Consider the following 20391-nt stretch of genomic DNA (forward strand, 5'->3'; position numbering starts at 1 on the left):
TTTTGGATGAATTATAACGCCTTAACCATTTGTTTCAATTGATACAAATATTCTAATGCTTGCTTCGGTGTCAACTCATCCGGATTAATTAAAGCTAATTTATCCGCTAGTGGTGTGTAATCTATTGATGGCATCGATAATGTCATTTGAGATGGCCTTTTATCATGGCTTTCGTGGTGATCATCACGGCTTTCTAATTGACGTAATTTTTGCTTTGCTGCACTAATGACATTTTGTGGAACACCGGCAAGGGCTGCCACTTGTAAACCATAACTCTTGCTGGCGGCACCTTCTTGTACAGCATGCATAAAGGCGATGGTATCTTGGTGTTCGATGGCATCTAGGTGCACATTGATAACCCCATTAATTAATTCAGGTAATTGAGTTAATTCAAAATAATGGGTGGCGAACAAGGTTAGCGCATTGACTTTTTGAGCCAGGTTTTCCGCTGCGGACCATGCTAAAGACAGCCCATCATAAGTTGATGTGCCACGGCCAATTTCATCCATCAACACTAAACTTTGTTTAGTCGCATTATGAAGAATGTTAGCCGTTTCGGTCATTTCAACCATGAAAGTTGAACGACCAGATGCAAGATCATCTGAAGCACCAATTCGAGTAAATATGCGATCAATATGGCCAATATTGGCACTTTGAGCCGGAACGAAACAACCAATGTGCGCCATCAAAGTGATTAATGCAACTTGGCGCATATAGGTCGACTTACCGCCCATGTTAGGGCCTGTAACAATCAACATTTTACGAGCAGGGGATAAGCAAACTGGGTTAGCAATAAACGGGTTTTGACTAACTCTTTCAACCACAGGGTGTCGACCCGCTTCTATATTAATGCCAATATCGTTGGTCATCGTCGGACAATGATAGCCAAGAGTTTCGGCCCGTTCAGCAAAGTTACTGATGACATCAAGTTCAGCTGCAGCATTAGCAAATTGTTGTAACTCTTGCAGTTTAGGTAACAACAAATCAAACAACTCTTCCCATAGTCGTTTCTCTAACGCAAGGGCTTTTCCTTGACTTGATAAGACCTTTTCTTCGTACTCTTTTAATTCTGGAGTAATGTAACGTTCTGTGCCTTTTAAGGTTTGTCGGCGTTGGTAATGGATGGGGACACGATCTGATTGTAATCGACTGACTTCTATGTAATAACCATGTACTCGATTGTAACCGACTTTAAGCGTGTTAATACCGGTTTCTTGCTTCTCGCGAAGCTCAAGTTCAACCAGATAGTCACTGGCTCCTTCGCTTAACTTACGCCATTCATCTAGCTCACTATTGTAGCCATCTTTAATTACGCCACCATCTCTAATCAGAACAGGTGGGTTATCAATGATTGCGCGTTCTAGTAACTCGTGCTCGTTTGGAAACTCGCCTAACAGAATGGCTAAATTGATCAAATGAGGTTGCTGGCAAATGTGCAATGTTTGTTTAATCTCAGGCAGCAACGCCATAGCTTGTTTTAAGCGTGCAAAATCACGTGGGCGGGCACTTCTTAACGCAAGACGAGCCATAATTCGTTCGATGTCACCTAATGCTTTAAGCTGATCGTGTAGTTGTAGATAAATATCTTGATCAATTAATTCATTCACCGCGGTGTGACGTTGGGTGATTTGCTGGCGATCCCTCAACGGCTGATGGATCCAGCGCTGAAGCATACGGCTCCCCATCGGGGTTGCTGTATTATCTAATACCCATGAAAGGGTGTTTTCTCGGCCACCCGAAAGATTTTGAGTTAGCTCCAAGTTTCTTCTGGTTGCCGCATCTAAAATAATTGAATCAGTTTGATTGAAGCGAACAATAGAATTGATATGGGGTAAAGCCGTTTTTTGTGTATCTTTTACGTACTGCATAAGGCAGCCAGCAGCTTGCAAAGCTAATCGAGCATCACTGATACCAAATCCATGTAAATCTTTTGTACCAAATTGGTTTAACAATAAATTAATACAGGTGTCGTAATCGAACTCCCATTCAGGTCGGCGTCGAATACCTTTTAACTGATTAATTAAAAGCATGTCAGTAAAATCTTCACTGTAGAGCAACTCAGCTGGACGGGTACGCTGGATCTCCGCCTCTAAAGCTTCTCTTGATGCTAATTCCGAAATAACGAAACGACCTGATGAGATATCTAATGTGGCAAAGCCATAGCCAACTTTTCCTTGATAAAGTGCCGCTAATAAATTGTCCTGACGCTCTTGTAATAATGCTTCATCGGTTAGAGTGCCAGGCGTAACAATTCTTACAACTTGACGTTCAACAGGGCCTTTTGAGGTTGCGGGATCACCAATTTGCTCACAAATAGCAACCGATTGGCCGATCTGTACTAGCTTGGCAAGATAACCTTCGACCGCATGGTAAGGAATGCCTGCCATTGGGATAGGGTCCCCACCACTTTTCCCACGTGCCGTTAATGAAATCCCGAGCATTTCGGAGGCTTTTTTTGCATCCTCATAAAACAATTCATAAAAGTCGCCCATACGATAAAACAACAACATGTCTGAATGAGCCGCTTTCATGGTCAGGTATTGACGCATCATTGGGGTGTGCTTTTCTAAATCAAGGTTATCAAGTGCGGTCATTGGTAATGTCATACTCTTATGTTTACTGGTCGTAATTCATTGAATCTATCTGTGAATTAGCATGCTAGTTTAATGCGGCTAATCTTACCAAAATTTGCCGCTGATGGAGAAATACAAATACCGAATATCGTCATTAATTTACTAACGATATGATTTTATATATAAATAAAAAAATTTACCCACAGGGCTTGATACTGTATGACTATACAGTATACTGAACAACATATTGAGATAGCTGATGTTAAAAATGTCGGTTAACAACACATTTATAAAATGCATATTATCCATTAATTGCCAATGCAGTTACTGTCTGGAAGGGGTTTAAAATGAAAGCTGATCCAAATAAAGAGAAAGCACTTGCCGCAGTGTTAAGTCAAATTGAAAAACAATTCGGTAAAGGTTCAATCATGAAGTTGGGCGAAGACCGCACAATGGATGTTGAAACTATCTCTACCGGTTCACTTTCATTAGACGTTGCATTAGGTGCTGGTGGATTACCTATGGGACGTATTGTTGAAATTTACGGTCCTGAATCATCTGGTAAAACAACTTTAACCTTAGAAGTCATTGCTGCAGCGCAACGTGAAGGTAAAACATGTGCTTTTATCGATGCAGAGCATGCTTTGGACCCTATTTACGCTAAAAAGCTAGGTGTTGATATTGATAACCTCCTATGTTCACAGCCTGACACAGGTGAACAAGCATTAGAGATTTGTGATGCGTTAACACGTAGTGGTGCAGTTGATGTGATCATTGTTGACTCGGTTGCTGCATTAACACCTAAAGCTGAAATTGAAGGCGAAATTGGTGATTCACATATGGGACTAGCCGCTCGTATGATGAGCCAAGCCATGCGTAAACTTGCTGGTAATTTGAAGCAATCTAATACCTTACTTATTTTTATTAACCAAATTCGTATGAAAATTGGGGTAATGTTTGGTAACCCAGAAACAACCACAGGTGGTAATGCGCTTAAGTTTTATGCTTCAGTTCGTCTTGATATTCGCCGTACCGGTGCGATTAAAGAGGGTGATGAAGTTGTCGGTAACGAAACTCGAGTGAAAGTGGTTAAAAACAAAATTGCAGCACCATTTAAACAGGCAGAGTTCCAAATTATGTATGGTCAAGGGATAAACCGTACCGGTGAACTGGTAGATTTAGGCGTTGCACATAAGTTAGTGGATAAAGCCGGCGCATGGTATAGCTACAAAGGTGACAAAATTGGTCAAGGCCGCGCAAATGCCGGTAAGTATCTTAAAGAAAACCCTGCAGTGGCGCAGGAAATTGAACAAACATTACGTGCTATGTTGTTAAGCTCTGGTACCGGTGCGAGTTCAGCTTCTGATATTGATGAAAATATCGATTTAGAAACTGGCGAAGTGTTCTAAATCCGTCAGTAATATTTATCGCGGCCGCGCATTTTGTGCGCCGCGACTATCCACTCCATCAAATCTACTTAAAGCACTAACCAAGTTTAACTCTCATCTTCTGGATAAAAACTTAAGTTCATTTTTGACTTTTGACTTTTGACTTTTGACTTTTGACTTTTCAGCTTCTAGCTACATCATCTGTAGCTCAAAAATTGTTGTTAATAAGGCTTGCTAGTCTTTGGATAAACTTCAATTTAACACTCACTCATTTATGTCAAATAAGCTCAAATCAACCGATAAATATTATCGCTTTTTATGGTTAGCTTAATCCATTCTCTCATCTCGCATATTAGAGTAAATTCAGTATATAATACCCACATTTAGTGGCTTGTATTGCAGGCTGACAACTTTTGTATACTCTATTTCAGGACAATTCCATGTTTCAGACCACAGCAGAGTTAAGAAGTGCTTTTTTAAAGTATTTTGAAGATAACGGCCATCAGGTAGAAGATAGTAGTTCACTCGTACCAGCTAATGATCCAACACTGTTATTTACCAATGCGGGTATGAACCAGTTTAAAGATGTGTTCTTAGGCATGGACAAGCGCAGCTATACTCGTGCAACAACCTCACAACGCTGTGTTCGCGCCGGTGGTAAGCATAACGACCTCGACAATGTAGGTTATACCGCCCGTCACCATACTTTTTTTGAAATGCTTGGCAACTTCAGCTTTGGTGATTATTTTAAAGAAGAAGCAATTCGTTTTGCATGGGAATTCTTAACTGTCACCTTAAAACTGCCTACTGAACGTTTATGCGTTACTATTTATGAAACAGATGACGAAGCATTTGAAATCTGGAATAAAAAGATTGGTGTAGCGGCAGAGAACATTATTCGTATTGGCGATAATAAAGGTGCAGCTTTCGCATCTGATAACTTCTGGCAAATGGGTGATACCGGTCCATGCGGTCCATGTACTGAAGTTTTTTATGATCACGGCGATCATATCTGGGGTGGTCGTCCTGGTACACCTGAAGAAGATGGCGATCGCTTCATTGAGATTTGGAACATCGTCTTTATGCAGTATAACCGTCAAGCTGATGGTGAAATGCAGCCACTGCCAAAACCTTCTGTCGATACCGGCATGGGGATTGAGCGTATTGCCGCGATCATGCAGGGCGTACATTCAAATTATGAAATTGATATTTTTAAAACCCTGATTGCTAAAACGGCCGAAATTATTGGCGTTACCGATTTAGAGAATAAGTCTTTACGCGTTATCGCTGACCATATTCGTTCGTGTGCCTTCCTCATTGCAGATGGGGTTATGCCATCAAATGAAGGTCGTGGTTACGTTTTACGTCGAATCATTCGCCGTGCAGTTCGTCATGGCAATAAGTTAGGTGCTAATCAATCTTTCTTCTATAAACTCGTTCCTACACTGATTTCGGTGATGGGTGATGCGGCAAAAGAGCTTGGTCAAATGCAAGCTATTGTTGAAAAAGCCTTGAAAGCAGAAGAAGAGCAATTTGCTCGTACGCTTGAGCGCGGACTACAAATTTTAGACTCAGCTTTGAACGAATTAACCACTAAAACTTTAGACGGCGAAACGGCATTTAAGCTATACGACACTTATGGTTTCCCAGTCGATTTAACCGCAGACGTATGTCGTGAGCGTGATATTCAAGTGGATGAAGCTGGTTTTGAAGCGGCAATGGCTCAGCAGCGAAAGCGTGCACAAGCTGCAGGTAATTTTGGCGCTGACTATAACAGTAACTTGATTATAGATACCGAAACTGCTTTCTGTGGTTACGCTGAGCTTGCTGGAAGTGCAACAGTAAAAGCACTGTATCTCGATGGTAAAGCGGTTGAACAGTTAACTCAGGGACAAATCGGTGTGGTTGTATTAGACAATACGCCATTTTATGCAGAATCAGGTGGTCAAGTTGGCGATCAAGGCCAATTAACGGCTGAAGGTGTTGCATTTAAGGTCACTGATACGCAAAAATTTGGTCCTGCAACAGGACATGAAGGCGAAGTGGTTTCAGGTGACATTAACGTGGGTCAAGTGCTTACTGCTCAAGTTGATAAAAAATTACGTCATCGTACCGAACTTAACCATTCAGTGACGCATTTACTGCATGCTGCTTTGCGTCAAGTGTTAGGTGAACACGTGAGTCAGAAAGGGTCGCTAGTTAACCCCGAAAGACTGCGTTTTGATTTCGCGCATTTTGAAGCCGTTAAACCCGCTGAATTAAAAGCGGTCGAAGAATTAGTAAACGTGCAAATTCGTCGTAATCATGAGCTTAAAACTGCTGAAATGGCAATTGATGAAGCCAAAGAAAAAGGCGCTATGGCGTTATTTGGTGAGAAGTACGATGCACAGGTTCGTGTTGTGACCATGGGCGATTTCTCTATCGAACTGTGTGGCGGAACGCACGTTGGCCGTACAGGTGATATTGGCTTGTTCAAAATTACCTCTGAAGGTGGTATAGCTGCCGGAGTTCGTCGTATAGAAGCGGTAACTGGCGCAGCAGCAATGGCCTATATTGCAGAGCAACAGGCTCAAATTGAAGAAGCTGCTTCATTGCTAAAATCTGATAGCGCTTCAGTTATCGCTAAGCTAAAAGCGCAATTAGATAAAGTGAAGCAGTTAGAAAAAGATTTATCGCAAATGAAAGATAAATTGGCCGCTGCTGCCAGTGCAGATCTCGCTGGTGATGCTATTGAGATTAATGGCATCAAAGTGCTAGTTAAAAAGCTTGAGGGTGTCGATGCTGGGTCATTACGTGGGTTGCAAGATGAGCTTAAACAAAAGCTAAAATCTGCGGTCATTGTGCTGGGTATTGCCAGCGAAGGTAAGGTCAATTTAATTGCCGGTGTCAGTAATGATTTAACTAAGCAAATCAAAGCTGGCGAATTAGTGGCTATGGTTGCACAGCAAGTGGGTGGTAAAGGCGGTGGACGTCCAGATATGGCCCAAGCTGGCGGTACACAGCCTGAAAATCTGGATGCAGCATTAGCGCTTGTGCAACCTTGGTTAGAGCAACGTTTAAGCTAATTGTTAAAATTAATCGACTAACGTAACGCTTGATAAACTTTTGTTGATGATTATTCAAGTCTTAAAGTAGTTATTATGCTTTAGGGCTTGAGTGTGTTACGCAGTTTTGGCATAGTAAACAAAGTTTTGTTGCTGGTCTGTTTCACAGCGTGTTTTCCTTAGCTTAAGTTGGACGAATTACTTTTAAGTATTTATCGTGTTTAGCCAGTTTATAAACGACTCGTTACCAAAATCATTTTTGAATGGTGCTGTTAGGTGGCTTTTATTGGGTCTTAAGCTAATTGTTACTTTTTGAATTGTGTGCAGTTAATCGTCAAGCTTCGTATTTGAAGTTACTATGACTTTTATTAAGTAGACATTATAATAAACGCATATTACGGACAAAGCGTGTTATGCAGTGTGAACTAAAGGAGCAACCGAATGCTAATTTTGACTCGTCGTGTCGGCGAAACATTGATGATAGGTGATGAAGTCACTGTCACTGTATTAGGTGTTAAAGGCAACCAAGTGCGTATTGGTGTTAATGCACCCAAAGAAGTATCTGTTCACCGTGAAGAGATCTATCAAAGAATTCAATCTGAAAAATCAGACTCATCTGAAGGCGGTAATTTCTAATCTATTATTGATTGGATTTACCAAAATGATTAAGCCAGCATTTGCTGGCTTTTTTGTTTTTAGATTATACAGTCGCTTTATCAATTATATTTATTCATCAATTAGAACAGAGTTTTCAGGGTTATATGACGTTTAACTCTTCAATGTGATTAAAAACAGTTCAAATGACAATGGGTTTCCTAAAAAGGGTTTGACTTATTTTCGCTAGACAGTAATATGTGCGCCAAGAAAACGGAGAGGTGGCCGAGTGGCCGAAGGCGCTCCCCTGCTAAGGGAGTATGGGCTTTAACTCCCATCGAGGGTTCGAATCCCTCCTTCTCCGCCATTTCTTACTTGATAATATTGCGCGTGTAGCTCAGCTGGATAGAGTACCTGGCTACGAACCAGGCGGTCGGAGGTTCGAATCCTCCCACGCGCACCATTATTAATAGATTGATTGATAAAAATGTAAGATGCGCGTGTAGCTCAGCTGGATAGAGTACCTGGCTACGAACCAGGCGGTCGGAGGTTCGAATCCTCCCACGCGCACCATTTTATCATCATATTGTAATATCCCCCAAATTTGCGCGTGTAGCTCAGCTGGATAGAGTACCTGGCTACGAACCAGGCGGTCGGAGGTTCGAATCCTCCCACGCGCACCATATTTGTGTGGAGAGGTGGCCGAGTGGCCGAAGGCGCTCCCCTGCTAAGGGAGTATGGGCTTTAACTCCCATCGAGGGTTCGAATCCCTCCTTCTCCGCCATTCATTATCATAATGCTTTATTGAAAAAATAGGCTATGATTTGAATGGATTTAAAAGTCAAGACATGCGCGTGTAGCTCAGCTGGATAGAGTACCTGGCTACGAACCAGGCGGTCGGAGGTTCGAATCCTCCCACGCGCACCATATTAAAAAACCTGCATTTATGCAGGTTTTTTTTTGCCATTCGCAAGCATCTTATGTTTGTGTCAATAAAGCTGAATCTTAGCCTCAGCTGATTTGGCCCGATATTTAAACCTTTCTGTTATCTTTGTGCTTTCTTGCCTGCTACTACTTTAGCGATTTGCAGTTCCAGATGACAACTCCCTTAAGTAAAACCTCATATATGCGCCTTTTTCGCAGGCTATATCGCTTTCTCTGGTGACTAAACACGCTTTTAGCCTAGTTAATTTTCCTGTTTGGTCTGAATTTTTAGGTCAATGTAAATTTTTATGCATTTATGTTGCTAATAAGCTGTTTTGCTGTTCAAGCGAGTGGGTTGGTATATTTTGTTTGGTTAACATTTATGAAACACTTGATGCTGGTTAAGTTTTTTCTTAAACAGGTATGGAATCGATAGTTTATTGGCAATAAAAATGAATAAAAATCATTTGTTTTGAATTGTGATAACTATTTTTGGTAAGACCATTTTACAAATTAATGGTATTCTTGGTATACATTGTTTATATTTTGTAACGTAAAACTGTCTTTAAAAGCTTTGCTTCTATATTAGATATCTGAATGTTAAGTAATAAAAAATAACTTTTATTGAATATTTATGCTTTCACCAGCAAAAACTCAATGAAACGACGATTTAACTTTCTTTTTAGATATCAAACCATTCAGTAATTTTGATCTCGGGGATCTTTTAAAGTTCCTCGTTTAATTTCAGTGAGGAAGTATGACATCGATCAGCGAACAATTAGTTGATGCACTTGGCATAATGATAATGGGGATGGGTTTAGTATTCATTTTCTTGAGTGTACTTATTGTGGGGATTGGCATTGTCGCGAAATTTTGTCCTGCTCCTGTGGTTGCTAAACCGGATGCATTGCCAAGTCCAATAGCCACTAATCGATTAGATCCTAAGTTAGTTGCTGCAATTACTTCAGCTATTCACCAATACCGTGCGTAAGTTTTATTTTTGGGAGTTTTTATGAGCAAGCCGTTAGCCTTAACCGATGTCGCCCTGCGCGATGCCCACCAATCTCTACTTGCAACTCGCTTACGTATTGATGACATGTTACCCATAGCGCCATTACTCGATAAAGTCGGTTACTGGTCTTTAGAGTCATGGGGCGGTGCCACTTTTGATTCATGTATTCGTTATTTGGGCGAAGATCCATGGGACCGGATCCGTGAGCTAAAAAAAGTCATGCCTAATACCCCACAACAGATGTTGCTTCGTGGCCAGAATTTATTAGGCTACCGTCATTATGCCGATGATGTGGTGACTCGTTTTGTTGAGCGAGCGCATACGAATGGCGTAGATGTCTTCCGCATTTTTGATGCAATGAACGATGTGCGTAACCTCGAAACGGCAGTAAAAGCTGTTAAGAATGTGGGTGGTCATGCACAAGGCACGATTTCTTACACGACTAGTCCAGTGCATACCCTAGATACCTGGGTGGATATGGCAAAACGCCTTGAAGACATGGGCGCAGATTCATTATGTATCAAAGACATGGCTGGTTTGCTAAAGCCAATGGAAGCGTTTGAACTTATCAGCCGCTTAAAGTCACAGACCGACTTAATGATTTCAATGCATTGCCATGCGACAACGGGTTTAAGTACCGCAACCTATCAAAAAGCCATTGAGGCGGGTGTTGATGTGTTAGACACCGCCATATCATCAATGAGCCAAACTTACGGTCACAGTGCAACTGAGACGCTTGTTGCTATGGTTGAGGGCACAGATCGCGCCACAAACTACGATATGGTGTTGTTAGAAGAAATAGCCGCCTATTTTCGTGAAGTGCGTAAAAAATATGTTCGCTTTGAAGGCGCGTTAAAGGGGATCGACTCACGTATTTTACGTGCACAGGTGCCTGGCGGTATGTTAACCAACATGGAAAACCAACTTAAAGAGCAAGGCGCTGCCGATAAAATGGATGCGGTTCTTGAGGAGATCCCTCGCGTTCGTAAAGATCTAGGCTTTTTACCTTTAGTCACTCCCACATCGCAAATCGTCGGATCGCAATCGGTTATTAATGTGCTAATGGGCGAGCGTTATAAGTCGATGACCAAGGAAACCGAAGGTGTCTTGAAAGGCGAATATGGTGCAACACCCGCTCCTGTAAATGCAGAATTACAAGCCAGGGTGCTTAATGGTGCACAGGCAATTACTTGTCGCCCAGCGGATCTCATCGAACCTGAGCTTGATAAGTTACGTGTTGAATTAGCCGATAAAGCGCAAGAGTTTGGTTTTACACTTGCTGCCGAAACTGATGATGACGTGATGACTTACGCGCTGTTTAACCAAATTGGCCTACAGTTTTTGAAAAATCGTGGCAATCCTGATGCATTTGAACCAGTACCATCAGCGGATGATTTAGTGGTCAAGGCTGCTGATAAAGGTCCTGAAACTTACACTGTTAATGTTGAAGGCCAAAGTTTTGTGGTTGAAGTCAGTCAAGGTGGCGATATTACTCAAATAGTGCCGGCTACAGCGTCATCAGCACCTGTCGCCACTCAGCCTGCTGTTGCGTCTTCAGGTGTGGTGAAATCATCTATGGCGGCACCATTATCAGGCAATATCTTCAAAGTGTTAGTTGCCAATGGTCAAGCCGTTAAAGCTGGCGAAGTGGTTATCATCCTTGAAGCGATGAAAATGGAAACCGAAGTGAGAGCCAATGAAGATGGCGTGGTCACCAATCTTGCGGTTAAGCAGGGTGACAGCGTGACCGTGGGTTCAACATTACTTGATTTGGCGTAAGAGGGCATTATGGAAGGATTAATGGCCTTTTGGGCTGAAACAGGCATTGCACATTTTGAAGCGGGCCAGTTGTTAATGATGGGGGTTGGCTGTTTATTGTTATACCTCGCCATCGCACGTGGTTTTGAACCATTGTTATTATTACCCATTGGTTTTGGTGCTATTTTAGCGAACATTCCTAACGCAGGTTTTACCGAAGAGGGTGGTTTACTTTGGTATGCGTATCACGTGGGGATTGAAACGGGTATTTTTCCGCTGCTTATTTTCATGGGCGTTGGCGCGCTAACTGATTTTGGAGCCTTGATAGCAAACCCTAAAACCTTATTACTTGGCGCCGCTGCGCAATTTGGTATTTTTGCGACTTTGTTAGGAGCAATCGCGCTTAATTTGGTACCAGGGTTTGAATTTAGTATGACAGATGCGGCAGCCATTGCGATCATTGGTGGCGCTGATGGGCCAACAGCTATTTTCTTAGCTTCAAAGCTAGCACCTGATCTATTGGGGGCAATTGCGGTTGCTGCATATTCGTATATGGCATTAGTACCATTGATTCAACCCCCGATTATGAAGCTGCTAACCACACCGGCTGAACGTAGTATCAAGATGGAGCAACTACGCGAAGTCAGTAAGCGTGAGAAAATTATTTTCCCGTTGATGGTCGTTGGACTAACCATTCTGTTTTTACCCGCAGCAACGCCTTTAGTGGGAATGTTCTGTTTAGGTAACTTAATGCGTGAGTCAGGCGTAGTCGACCGTCTATCTAAAACCGCTCAAAATGAGCTCATTAATATTGTGACGATCTTTTTAGGCCTTGCTGTTGGCTCAAAATTGTCTGCCGGCGAGTTTTTACGTATCGAAACCTTAGGTATTCTTGTACTGGGAGCGGTGGCTTTTTCTATTGGTACAGCAGCTGGGGTATTAATGGCTAAGTTAATGTGTAAGTTGTCTGGCGGTAAGGTTAACCCCCTCATTGGCGCAGCGGGTGTATCTGCTGTGCCTATGGCGGCGCGAGTGGTCAATAAAGTTGGCCTTGAAGCTAATCATCAGAATTTCTTATTAATGCATGCGATGGGACCAAATGTTGCAGGTGTATTGGGAAGTGCTGTTGCAGCAGGTGTATTACTTGCCGTATTAGGTTAATTATTAAAGCGGCTGCTTATATTAAGTGGCCAATAGGCAATAAAAAAGCGAGTAGGGTAATCCTAACTCGCTTTTTTTAAAGCTATTACTTAGTTAGTTTGTTGTTCTGCGTTAACTTCTTCAGCATTAAACTGAGCGATATCTAATTGCCCTTCACTTTTTCCTATTACGACCGCAGTCATCATATCGCCGGTAACGTTAGTCGCTGTGCGGATCATATCAATAATTCTGTCAACGGCAGCAATAAAGGCAATACCTTCCAGTGGCAAACCAATCACGCCTAAGGTGACGGTTAGCATGACCATGGCACTGCCGGGTACGCCTGCCGTGCCAACAGAGGCAACGGTTGCGGTGACCGCAATCAGCATGTAATCGGTCATATCTAATGGAATACCGTAGATTTGTGCAATAAAGATAGCGGCAATCGCGGGGTAAATTCCACCACAACCATCCATGTTCATTGTCGCGCCTAAAGGCAGTACAAAAGCACTATAACGTTTTGATACGCCCATTGATTCAGTGCAACGTGTGCTGGCGGGTAATGTGCCGAAACTTGATGCTGTACTGAAAGCCACAAGCTGTGCTGGCATCGCTTTGCGGAAAAACTTTAGCGGACTGAGTCCTGCGGCAAATTTCACTAAACCACCATAAACAAAAATGATATGGATTAATGCGGCTATGTAAATGGCAATGATAAATTTACCCAGCGGAAGTAAAGTGCTTAAGCCATATTCGCCTACAACCCAAGCCATTAAGCCAAAAACGCCAATTGGGGTCAGCTTAAGTACCATGCGAGTCAGTTGGAACATGACTTCAGAGCTGGCTTCCATCACTTTTTTTAATGGCTCAGCTTTTTCGCCTACTGCGTTGATTGCAATACCTACCAAGGCAGCAAATACAATGATTTGTAGTACTTTACCTTCCGCTAAAGAAGCAAAAGGGTTGACGGGGATCATATTCAGTAAGACTTGCGCAAAACCAGGAATATCACGTTCTCGTACTTCGCTGGTGGCTAATTCAAGTGAGCCGCCCATGTCGATTAAACTGCCGATGGCAAGACCAATAAATGACGCAATAGTGCCGGTAAACATAAATAAGCCTAAGGTTTTCATGCTTAAACGGGTTAAATTTGTTTGACTACCTAAAGAGGTGATACTGACAACGATGGCACAAAAAACCAATGGTGCAACCAGCATTTTTATCGCGCTGATGAATAAGTCACCTAAAGGTTTTAATACCACGGCAGAATTGCCTAATGCGATACCTACTAGGGTGCCTAAAATAAAGCCGGCTAATACTTTCTGCCAAAAAGGAATACGTTTAAATGTGTCTAAAATCATTGGGAGATCTCATTGTTATTATGTGATTAAGCAGTATTTTGGTGATGTACATGCTAATTGCAGTTAACTTATCCGTCTTCAGCAGTTTGTGCAAACTAGTTTATTTCGATAGATGAAGCAAATTTAATGGCATTCTAGATAGGCTACTAAAGACAAACAACGCTAATTTGATATAACTTATAATTATATATACCGATGTTAATATAATAATAAATATTCACTAAATGGTTACTTAATTCATAATGGTATGAGTTGAATAAAAACATATTTAAATCATAAGGATAAATTTTGTCTGAATTGTGGGTGATGTTTTCTGGAGCTTTTTTAGCTGCAACCTTGTTACCGGGTGGATCAGAAGTTTTACTTATCGGTTTATTACAACACAACAGTGAACCTTGGTTAGCTTTACTGGTCGTAGCAAGTATTGGTAATACACTTGGCGCCTTAACCAGTTATTATTTAGGCCGAATCGGACGGTTTGCTAAATCGCCTGAAGATTTTCATAACACGCATTATCAACGTTCACTACGCTGGTTTGAACGCTTTGGGGTGTGGGCATTATTACTATCTTGGTTACCTCTTGTTGGTGATATTCTGTGCTTAATTGCCGGCTGGCTTAAATTACCGCTTGTACCTGCAACATTGATTATTTTAGTGGGTAAAACCGTGCGCTATAGTCTGATAGTGTTGGCTTTCATGGCCACGGTGTAATCACTCATCATCTTATTTATAAACTCAAGGAGAGTGTTTTGAAAAAGTGGATTCTTGCGGTCGCAATCAGTGCGGCAATATCAGGGTGTGCAATACAAAGCGCAAATAATGCTATTGACGTTACAACGGCTCAAGCAAATTTGCCCGCGGGTGTGAGTTTAGTTGAAACGGTTTCACTGACCGACAGTGAAATAGGCATAGCGTATAAAAAATATCGTCTAGCCAATGGCCTCACAGTCATTTTGCATCAAGATACCTCAGATCCATTAGTGCACGTTGATGTGACTTATCATGTAGGTTCAGCACGTGAGCTTGCGGGGCGAAGTGGTTTTGCTCACTTATTTGAACATATGATGTTTCAAGGCTCGCAGCATGTCGGTGATGAACAACATTTTAAAGTGGTCACCGAAGCGGGTGGCACATTAAATGGCACAACAAACTCAGATAGAACCAATTATTTTGAAACTGTACCCAGCAATCAGTTAGAGAAAATGTTGTGGTTAGAATCAGACAGAATGGGCTTCTTTTTACCGGCATTAACCTCTGAAAAATTTGAAGTACAACGTGAAACGGTTAAAAATGAACGAGCTCAACGGATAGATAATCGTCCGTATGGCCGTTTAGGCGAACGCTTTGCACAGGCAGTTTATCCCGAGGGACATCCGTATTCATGGCCGGTTATCGGTTGGCCTGAAGATCTTGACCGAGCAACCTTAGACGATGTTAAACACTTTTTTGAACGATGGTATGGCCCGAATAACGCCACCTTAACCATAGGGGGGGACTTTGATGAGGCGCAAACATTGTCATGGGTGAATAAGTATTTTGGCGAGATCCCATCAGGCCCTCAAGTTGAATCTGCTACTAAAACGCCAGTGACACTTGATAAAACTCGCTACATATCAATGGAAGACAAAGTGCATTTACCTTTGTTATATGTCGGTATGCCGACAGTTTATGCTGGTCATCCAGATGAAGCGGCTCTCGATTTACTGGCGAATATTATTGGCGGGGGACCAACCTCGCTGTTATATAAAAACCTAGTAAAAGAAGGCTATGCGGTTCAGGCATCAGTAGGGCATCCCTGTCAGGAATTGGCGTGTCAATTTACTTTATATGCACTGGCTAATCCGGCAACAGGCGGCAAGCTAGCATTACTTGAGGAGAAAATTGATCAGTCCATTGCTGAGTTTGAACAACGCGGTGTCACTGACGAAGATCTTCAGAAAGTGAAAGTTCAGTTTGAAGCCGACACTATTTTTGGTTTACAAAGTGTCAGAGGGAAAGTGTCTACTCTAGCGGCTAATCAAACATTTTATGCTAATCCTAATATGGTGGCACAGGATTTAGCTCGCTATCAAAGTGTGACTAAACAGGATGTGATGCGGGTGTTTAACCAGTACATCAAAGACAAACCTAAAGTGGTGATGAGTGTGGTTCCTGAGGGGCAATCACAACTGGTGGCTAAGGCTGATAACTTTACCCCTACAGCTTTACCAGTAGCAGCTGAGGCCGTCACAGGTTTGACAGATATCAAGCCAGTTGTTTCAAGTTTTGATCGCGCCACCATGCCACAAGTCGGTAAAGCCCCAGTGCTAACTGTACCAAGCCTTTGGACGTCATCATTGAGTAATGGCATCGAGGTCATGGGCACTGAGAGTGAAGAAACGCCTACTGCTGAATTAGTGATTTATCTTGAGGGCGGACATCGTGCAGTGCCTGTTGAAAAAGCCGGTCTCGCTCAGCTAACTGCGGCAATGATGGGCGAATCTAGCACCCAACACACCACGGAAGAGTTAGCCCATAAGCTTGAGATGTTAGGTTCTAGTATCAGTTTTGGTGCAGGGATCTCGCAGTCATATGTACAAGTCTCCAGTTTGTCAAAAAACCTTGCTGCAACATTGGCTATTTTAGAGGAACGCTTATTTAACCCAGGCTTTAATCGTGCTGATTTTGAACGGGTAAAGCAGCAACAAATACAAAGCTTACAACAGGCAATGACCAACCCGAGTTATATGGCGAGTAATGGTTTTTCAGCCTTGTTGTACGGTAAAAATACCGTCATGGGCAATAGTCAGTTAGGGACGGTTGAATCCCTTTCTGCGTTAACCCTTGAAGATGTTAAAGCCTTTTATCAGCAGCAATATACGGCAGGCAGTGCGCAGATGGTAATGGTATCTGATTTAGCCAAAGATAACGTAATATCAATGCTCAGCGGATTGAGTCAGTGGAGCGGAAAGGCCACGACGTTAACCCCTATCAACAAACGCCTTTATGCGGCACCTGCCACCATTTACATTATTGATAAACCGGATGCGGCGCAGTCGGAAATTAATATCGGTAAACGAGCTTTGTCCTACGATGGTACAGGTGAGTACTTTAAGGCTAATTTGATGAACTATCCTCTAGGTGGTGCATTTAATAGCCGCATAAACCTAAATTTACGTGAAGATAAAGGTTATACCTATGGCGCCAGAACCCAGTTTAGTGGTCAAGAAGACACGGGTGAGTTTATTGCCTCAGCGAGTGTCAGAACCGATGTGACGGGGGCGGCTATCTCTGAGTTTATTAAAGAAATTCAAACCTATCAACAAACGGGAATGAATGATAAAGAGTTAGCATTTTTACGTAACTCTATTACTCAAGGCCAAGCATTGGATTTTGAAACTCCGTATCAAAAAGCAGGATTCATTCGCAGAATTCAGCGCTACCAATTAGATCCTCAATTTACTCAACAGCAAACTCAGATAATTAATGCTATTACCACGACTGAATTAAACTCACTTGCCAAATCATTATTGGATATCAATACTATGGTGATATTGGTCGTGGGTGATAAAGACGTTATCCAAAAACAATTGGCGCCATTAGGATATCCAATTCAAGTAATAAATTAATTCATTAAATCATTGGGTTGAATTGAACCTATTTAGCCCAATATCAGTATCAAGAAGTGAGTTAAAACGGTGGCAGAATCTCTGTTGCCGTTTTTGTTTATAGTTTTTTTGCCAATTTGGTAATAATCTCGGGTATTATCGGGTCTAGCTGTTAATCATGCGAATCCATCAGTAGAGAATAGTATATTGAAATCTTTCAATGAAATCGTCGACCAACTAGGCGACAATGAAGGGCGTAGCGCCTTACTTGGTATGTTACGTGGCATAGAGCGTGAAGCCCTGCGTATTGATGATAATGGCCAGCTTGCGCAAGATTTACATCCTCAAGCGTTAGGCTCAGCATTAACACATTCAAGGATCACTACCGATTACAGCGAAGCACTTCTCGAGTTTATTACTCCAGTAAATAACAACATTGATACTTTGCTAGAAGGCTTAACCCAAACCCATGCTTACACAGTTCGCAACTTAAACGGCCAAAAACTTTGGCCAGTGAGTATGCCTTGCTATGTCGGCGATGTGAAAAATATTCCGCTAGCACAATATGGCATCTCCAATAACGGTTTGATGAAAACCCTTTATCGAAAAGGCTTAACCCACCGTTATGGTGCATTGATGCAAATTATTTCTGGGGTACATTTTAATTTTTCAGTCTCATCTGAGTTATGGCAACGCTTGTTTGATAGTAAATTATCCAACAATCCGCATATGCGTTCAGACTCATTAAGCCGCTGTGAATTTATCTCCGAATCTTACTTCGGACTTATTCGTAATTACCGCCGTTTAGTCTGGGTGCTGCCTTATTTGTTCGGCTCATCACCTGCGTTATGCTCTTCGTTTGTAAAAGATCAAGCGGTTGATTTTAACTTTGAAAAAACCGGTAAAGGCACCCTATATTTACCCTACGCCACTTCATTGCGTATGAGTGATTTGGGCTATACCAATAAAGAGCAGGATACACTCAATATCAGCTATAACTCTTTGCCTGAATACCTAGAGGGCGTTCAAGCTGCGATTAGAATGCCATCTAAAAAGTTTGAACAGATTGGCGTAAAAGTCGATGGTGAATATCGTCAGTTAAATAACAATATTTTGCAGATTGAAAATGAGTTTTACTCGCCAATCCGTGCCAAACGTGTCACTAAAGCTGGTGAGAAACCTTCGCAAGCCTTGATGAGAGCTGGAGTGGAATACATAGAAGTTCGCGCTTTAGATGTTAACCCATTCAGCCCTGTTGGTATTGATGCGACGCAAGTGCGATTTTTAGATTTGTTTTTACTTTACTGTTTGTTATCGCCATCGGCACTGACAGATGAACAAGGTGAGAAAGAAATTGCCGCTAACTTAAAATCGGTTGTGCTTGAAGGGCGTAAACCGGGATTAATGTTAAAACAAAATGGTAATGACATCAGTTTACAAGCATGGCTTAAACACATGTTTGCAGACTTGTCGCGGTTAGCGATATTGTTAGATGGCGAACATGAACATGGTTATCAAAATGCCTTAAACCATTGGGCTGCGGCTATTGATGACCCAAGTCTGACATTATCAGGCCGAGTGTTGAATGAAATTATTACCAAAGGCGTTGATCATGGCGTATGGGTAAGCCAGCTGGCGAATAACTACCATGAGTTTTTAACCACATACCCTTTAAGTCAAGAAACCGAACAGCAATACAAAGATGAAGCTGAGTTATCACTTAACAAACAACATCAGATTGAAATGGAATCAATGCCAAATTTTGATGTGTTTTTACAAGAATACTTCAAAGAAGTCGCTTCTCCTGAATTATACAGTGGCTGCAAAGCCTAATTGATGGCAGTCCGTTGAATGAATGACATAACCTTAGCTAATACTTGTTCAGCAAAGATATTGCTTAGCTTTATCGCAATGATTAGCTTATTGTCAGGTTGTGCATCATCGGACAATGCTAATAAGTGTGGCACAGTATCGGCTTATATTAAGCCTGATACTGGGCAATACCTTTACCGTACACTTGTGACTCACCTTGACGGTATTCCGGTTATTTCTAGACCTAATTACGTATTACCAGTGGGCGTACATGAGTTCACGGTAGTTGAGTTAATTAACTCCCCAGAATTGAAAGTCTCACTTGCAGCGCGCGGCACAAAAATACTGACAGTCAATGTTGAAGCCGATCAGCGCTACCATATTGCCGCGCAAATGTTTACCGACAAAATCTATGTTGGGCGTAACAGTGATTTTTGGCAGCCAGTGGTTTTTCAACAAGAATCACATCAATGTGAAATCGATCCTATACCTTAAATTGCATTATGTATTTATTGATGTGACACTGACCTTTTGTTTTTATTGGCTATTGAGGTGTTATGAAATCGTTTCGGTACATTATGAGTTTATGCTGCGCCATTGTTTTGTCCGGTTGTGCAACCTCTCCGCCAGCTGAGCCCGAAAACCTTTGCTCTATCTTCCAAGAAAACCGTTCATGGTATCAAGCTGCAGTAAATACCCGAGAAAAGTGGGGCGTTCCTGTTCATGTGCCGTTAGCTATGATGTATCAAGAAAGTTCTTTTAAGCATAATGCTGCGCCGCCAATGGAATATTTTTTAGGCTTTATTCCCACCGGCCGCGCAAGCGATGCCTATGGGTATGCTCAAGCTAAAACGCAAACATGGGATGATTATGTAAGAGAAACGGGTAACTCGTGGTCCAGCCGCAGTGATTTTGATGACGCTATGGATTTTATGGGCTGGTTTATTTACAAAACCAACAAAGTAAATGGCGTGTCTAAATGGGATGCGAAAAATCAGTATTTGAACTATCACGAAGGCTGGGGAGGTTACAAGCGCGGTTCATATAAAGCCAAAAAATGGTTAGTGCCTGTGGCTCAAAAAGTAGATAGTCGTGCTAAACGTTATGCTCAGCAATATAATACCTGCAAAGATGATCTTGATTCATCTTGGTTATGGCGCTTATTTTTTGGCTAGCGCCAATACTGTGTCATTACCCC

Annotated in this window: 13 protein-coding genes and 6 tRNA genes; 17 read left to right on the top strand and 2 right to left on the bottom strand. The window is 42.0% G+C overall.

The genetic code is table 11. The annotated features are described in order from the left end of the window. Positions 1–11: 11 nt before the first annotated feature. Positions 12–2594 carry a DNA mismatch repair protein MutS gene (gene mutS / locus IEY03_RS06965; protein ID WP_188840727.1) on the bottom strand — a complete coding sequence of 861 codons (2583 nt, stop codon included), beginning with the start codon at positions 2592–2594 and terminating at the stop codon, positions 12–14. 326 nt (positions 2595–2920) lie between these two features. Between mutS and recA the strand changes: the two genes are divergently transcribed. The 12 genes from recA to IEY03_RS07025 all read left to right on the top strand — a co-directional run bounded on the left by recA (position 2921) and on the right by IEY03_RS07025 (position 12454). Further along, entirely contained in the window at positions 2921–3982 is a 1062-nt protein-coding gene (recA, locus tag IEY03_RS06970; protein ID WP_188840630.1) for a recombinase RecA, read from the top strand. A 419-nt stretch (positions 3983–4401) separates the two neighbouring features. Next, positions 4402–7026, top strand: coding sequence for an alanine--tRNA ligase (gene alaS, locus IEY03_RS06975; protein ID WP_188840631.1), 2625 nt, complete (start codon positions 4402–4404; stop codon positions 7024–7026). A gap of 420 nt (positions 7027–7446) precedes the next feature. Next, positions 7447–7641, top strand: coding sequence for a carbon storage regulator CsrA (gene csrA, locus IEY03_RS06980; protein WP_188840632.1), 195 nt, complete (start codon positions 7447–7449; stop codon positions 7639–7641). Between the two features lie 233 nt (positions 7642–7874). Beyond that, positions 7875–7966: transfer RNA gene (locus IEY03_RS06985), tRNA-Ser, on the top strand. A 19-nt stretch (positions 7967–7985) separates the two neighbouring features. After that, positions 7986–8062, top strand: a tRNA-Arg gene (locus IEY03_RS06990). 33 nt (positions 8063–8095) lie between these two features. Further along, a tRNA-Arg gene (locus IEY03_RS06995) sits at positions 8096–8172 on the top strand. Positions 8173–8205: 33 nt separating this feature from the next. Next, a tRNA-Arg gene (locus IEY03_RS07000) sits at positions 8206–8282 on the top strand. A gap of 9 nt (positions 8283–8291) precedes the next feature. Further along, positions 8292–8383 (top strand) — tRNA-Ser (locus IEY03_RS07005). Between the two features lie 66 nt (positions 8384–8449). Beyond that, a tRNA-Arg gene (locus IEY03_RS07010) sits at positions 8450–8526 on the top strand. A gap of 754 nt (positions 8527–9280) precedes the next feature. Beyond that, positions 9281–9514: an OadG family protein gene (locus tag IEY03_RS07015; RefSeq protein WP_188840633.1), complete on the top strand. Its 234-nt coding sequence runs from the start codon at positions 9281–9283 to the stop codon at positions 9512–9514. Positions 9515–9535: 21 nt separating this feature from the next. Continuing rightward, positions 9536–11314: a sodium-extruding oxaloacetate decarboxylase subunit alpha gene (gene oadA / locus IEY03_RS07020; RefSeq protein WP_188840634.1), complete on the top strand. Its 1779-nt coding sequence runs from the start codon at positions 9536–9538 to the stop codon at positions 11312–11314. 9 nt (positions 11315–11323) lie between these two features. Next, positions 11324–12454 (top strand): sodium ion-translocating decarboxylase subunit beta, encoded by a 1131-nt coding sequence (locus IEY03_RS07025; RefSeq protein ID WP_188840635.1) that lies wholly within the window; start codon positions 11324–11326, stop codon positions 12452–12454. Positions 12455–12543: 89 nt separating this feature from the next. Here the strand turns inward: IEY03_RS07025 and IEY03_RS07030 are convergent, their stop codons facing one another. Next, entirely contained in the window at positions 12544–13794 is a 1251-nt protein-coding gene (locus tag IEY03_RS07030) for a dicarboxylate/amino acid:cation symporter (protein WP_188840636.1), read from the bottom strand. Between the two features lie 288 nt (positions 13795–14082). On the opposite strand from IEY03_RS07030, the gene IEY03_RS07035 reads away from it, so the two are divergent. The 5 genes from IEY03_RS07035 to IEY03_RS07055 all read left to right on the top strand — a co-directional run bounded on the left by IEY03_RS07035 (position 14083) and on the right by IEY03_RS07055 (position 20368). Next, complete coding sequence (locus IEY03_RS07035; RefSeq protein WP_188840637.1) at positions 14083–14505, top strand: YqaA family protein; 423 nt, start codon at positions 14083–14085, stop codon at positions 14503–14505. Between the two features lie 38 nt (positions 14506–14543). Further along, complete coding sequence (locus IEY03_RS07040; RefSeq protein WP_188840638.1) at positions 14544–17402, top strand: M16 family metallopeptidase; 2859 nt, start codon at positions 14544–14546, stop codon at positions 17400–17402. 186 nt (positions 17403–17588) lie between these two features. Then, positions 17589–19214 carry a glutamate--cysteine ligase gene (gene gshA, locus IEY03_RS07045; protein WP_188840639.1) on the top strand — a complete coding sequence of 542 codons (1626 nt, stop codon included), beginning with the start codon at positions 17589–17591 and terminating at the stop codon, positions 19212–19214. Between the two features lie 18 nt (positions 19215–19232). After that, a complete protein-coding gene (locus IEY03_RS07050; RefSeq protein ID WP_188840640.1) occupies positions 19233–19688 on the top strand; it encodes a hypothetical protein in 456 nt (151 codons plus the stop codon). A gap of 62 nt (positions 19689–19750) precedes the next feature. Then, the gene (locus IEY03_RS07055; RefSeq protein WP_188840641.1) at positions 19751–20368 is read left to right on the top strand and encodes a transglycosylase SLT domain-containing protein; all 618 of its coding nucleotides are present in this window, start codon (positions 19751–19753) and stop codon (positions 20366–20368) included. Positions 20369–20391: the final 23 nt, after the last annotated feature.

The sequence above is a fragment of the Shewanella aestuarii genome, assembly GCF_014647215.1.
GTDB lineage: Bacteria > Pseudomonadota > Gammaproteobacteria > Enterobacterales > Shewanellaceae > Shewanella > Shewanella aestuarii.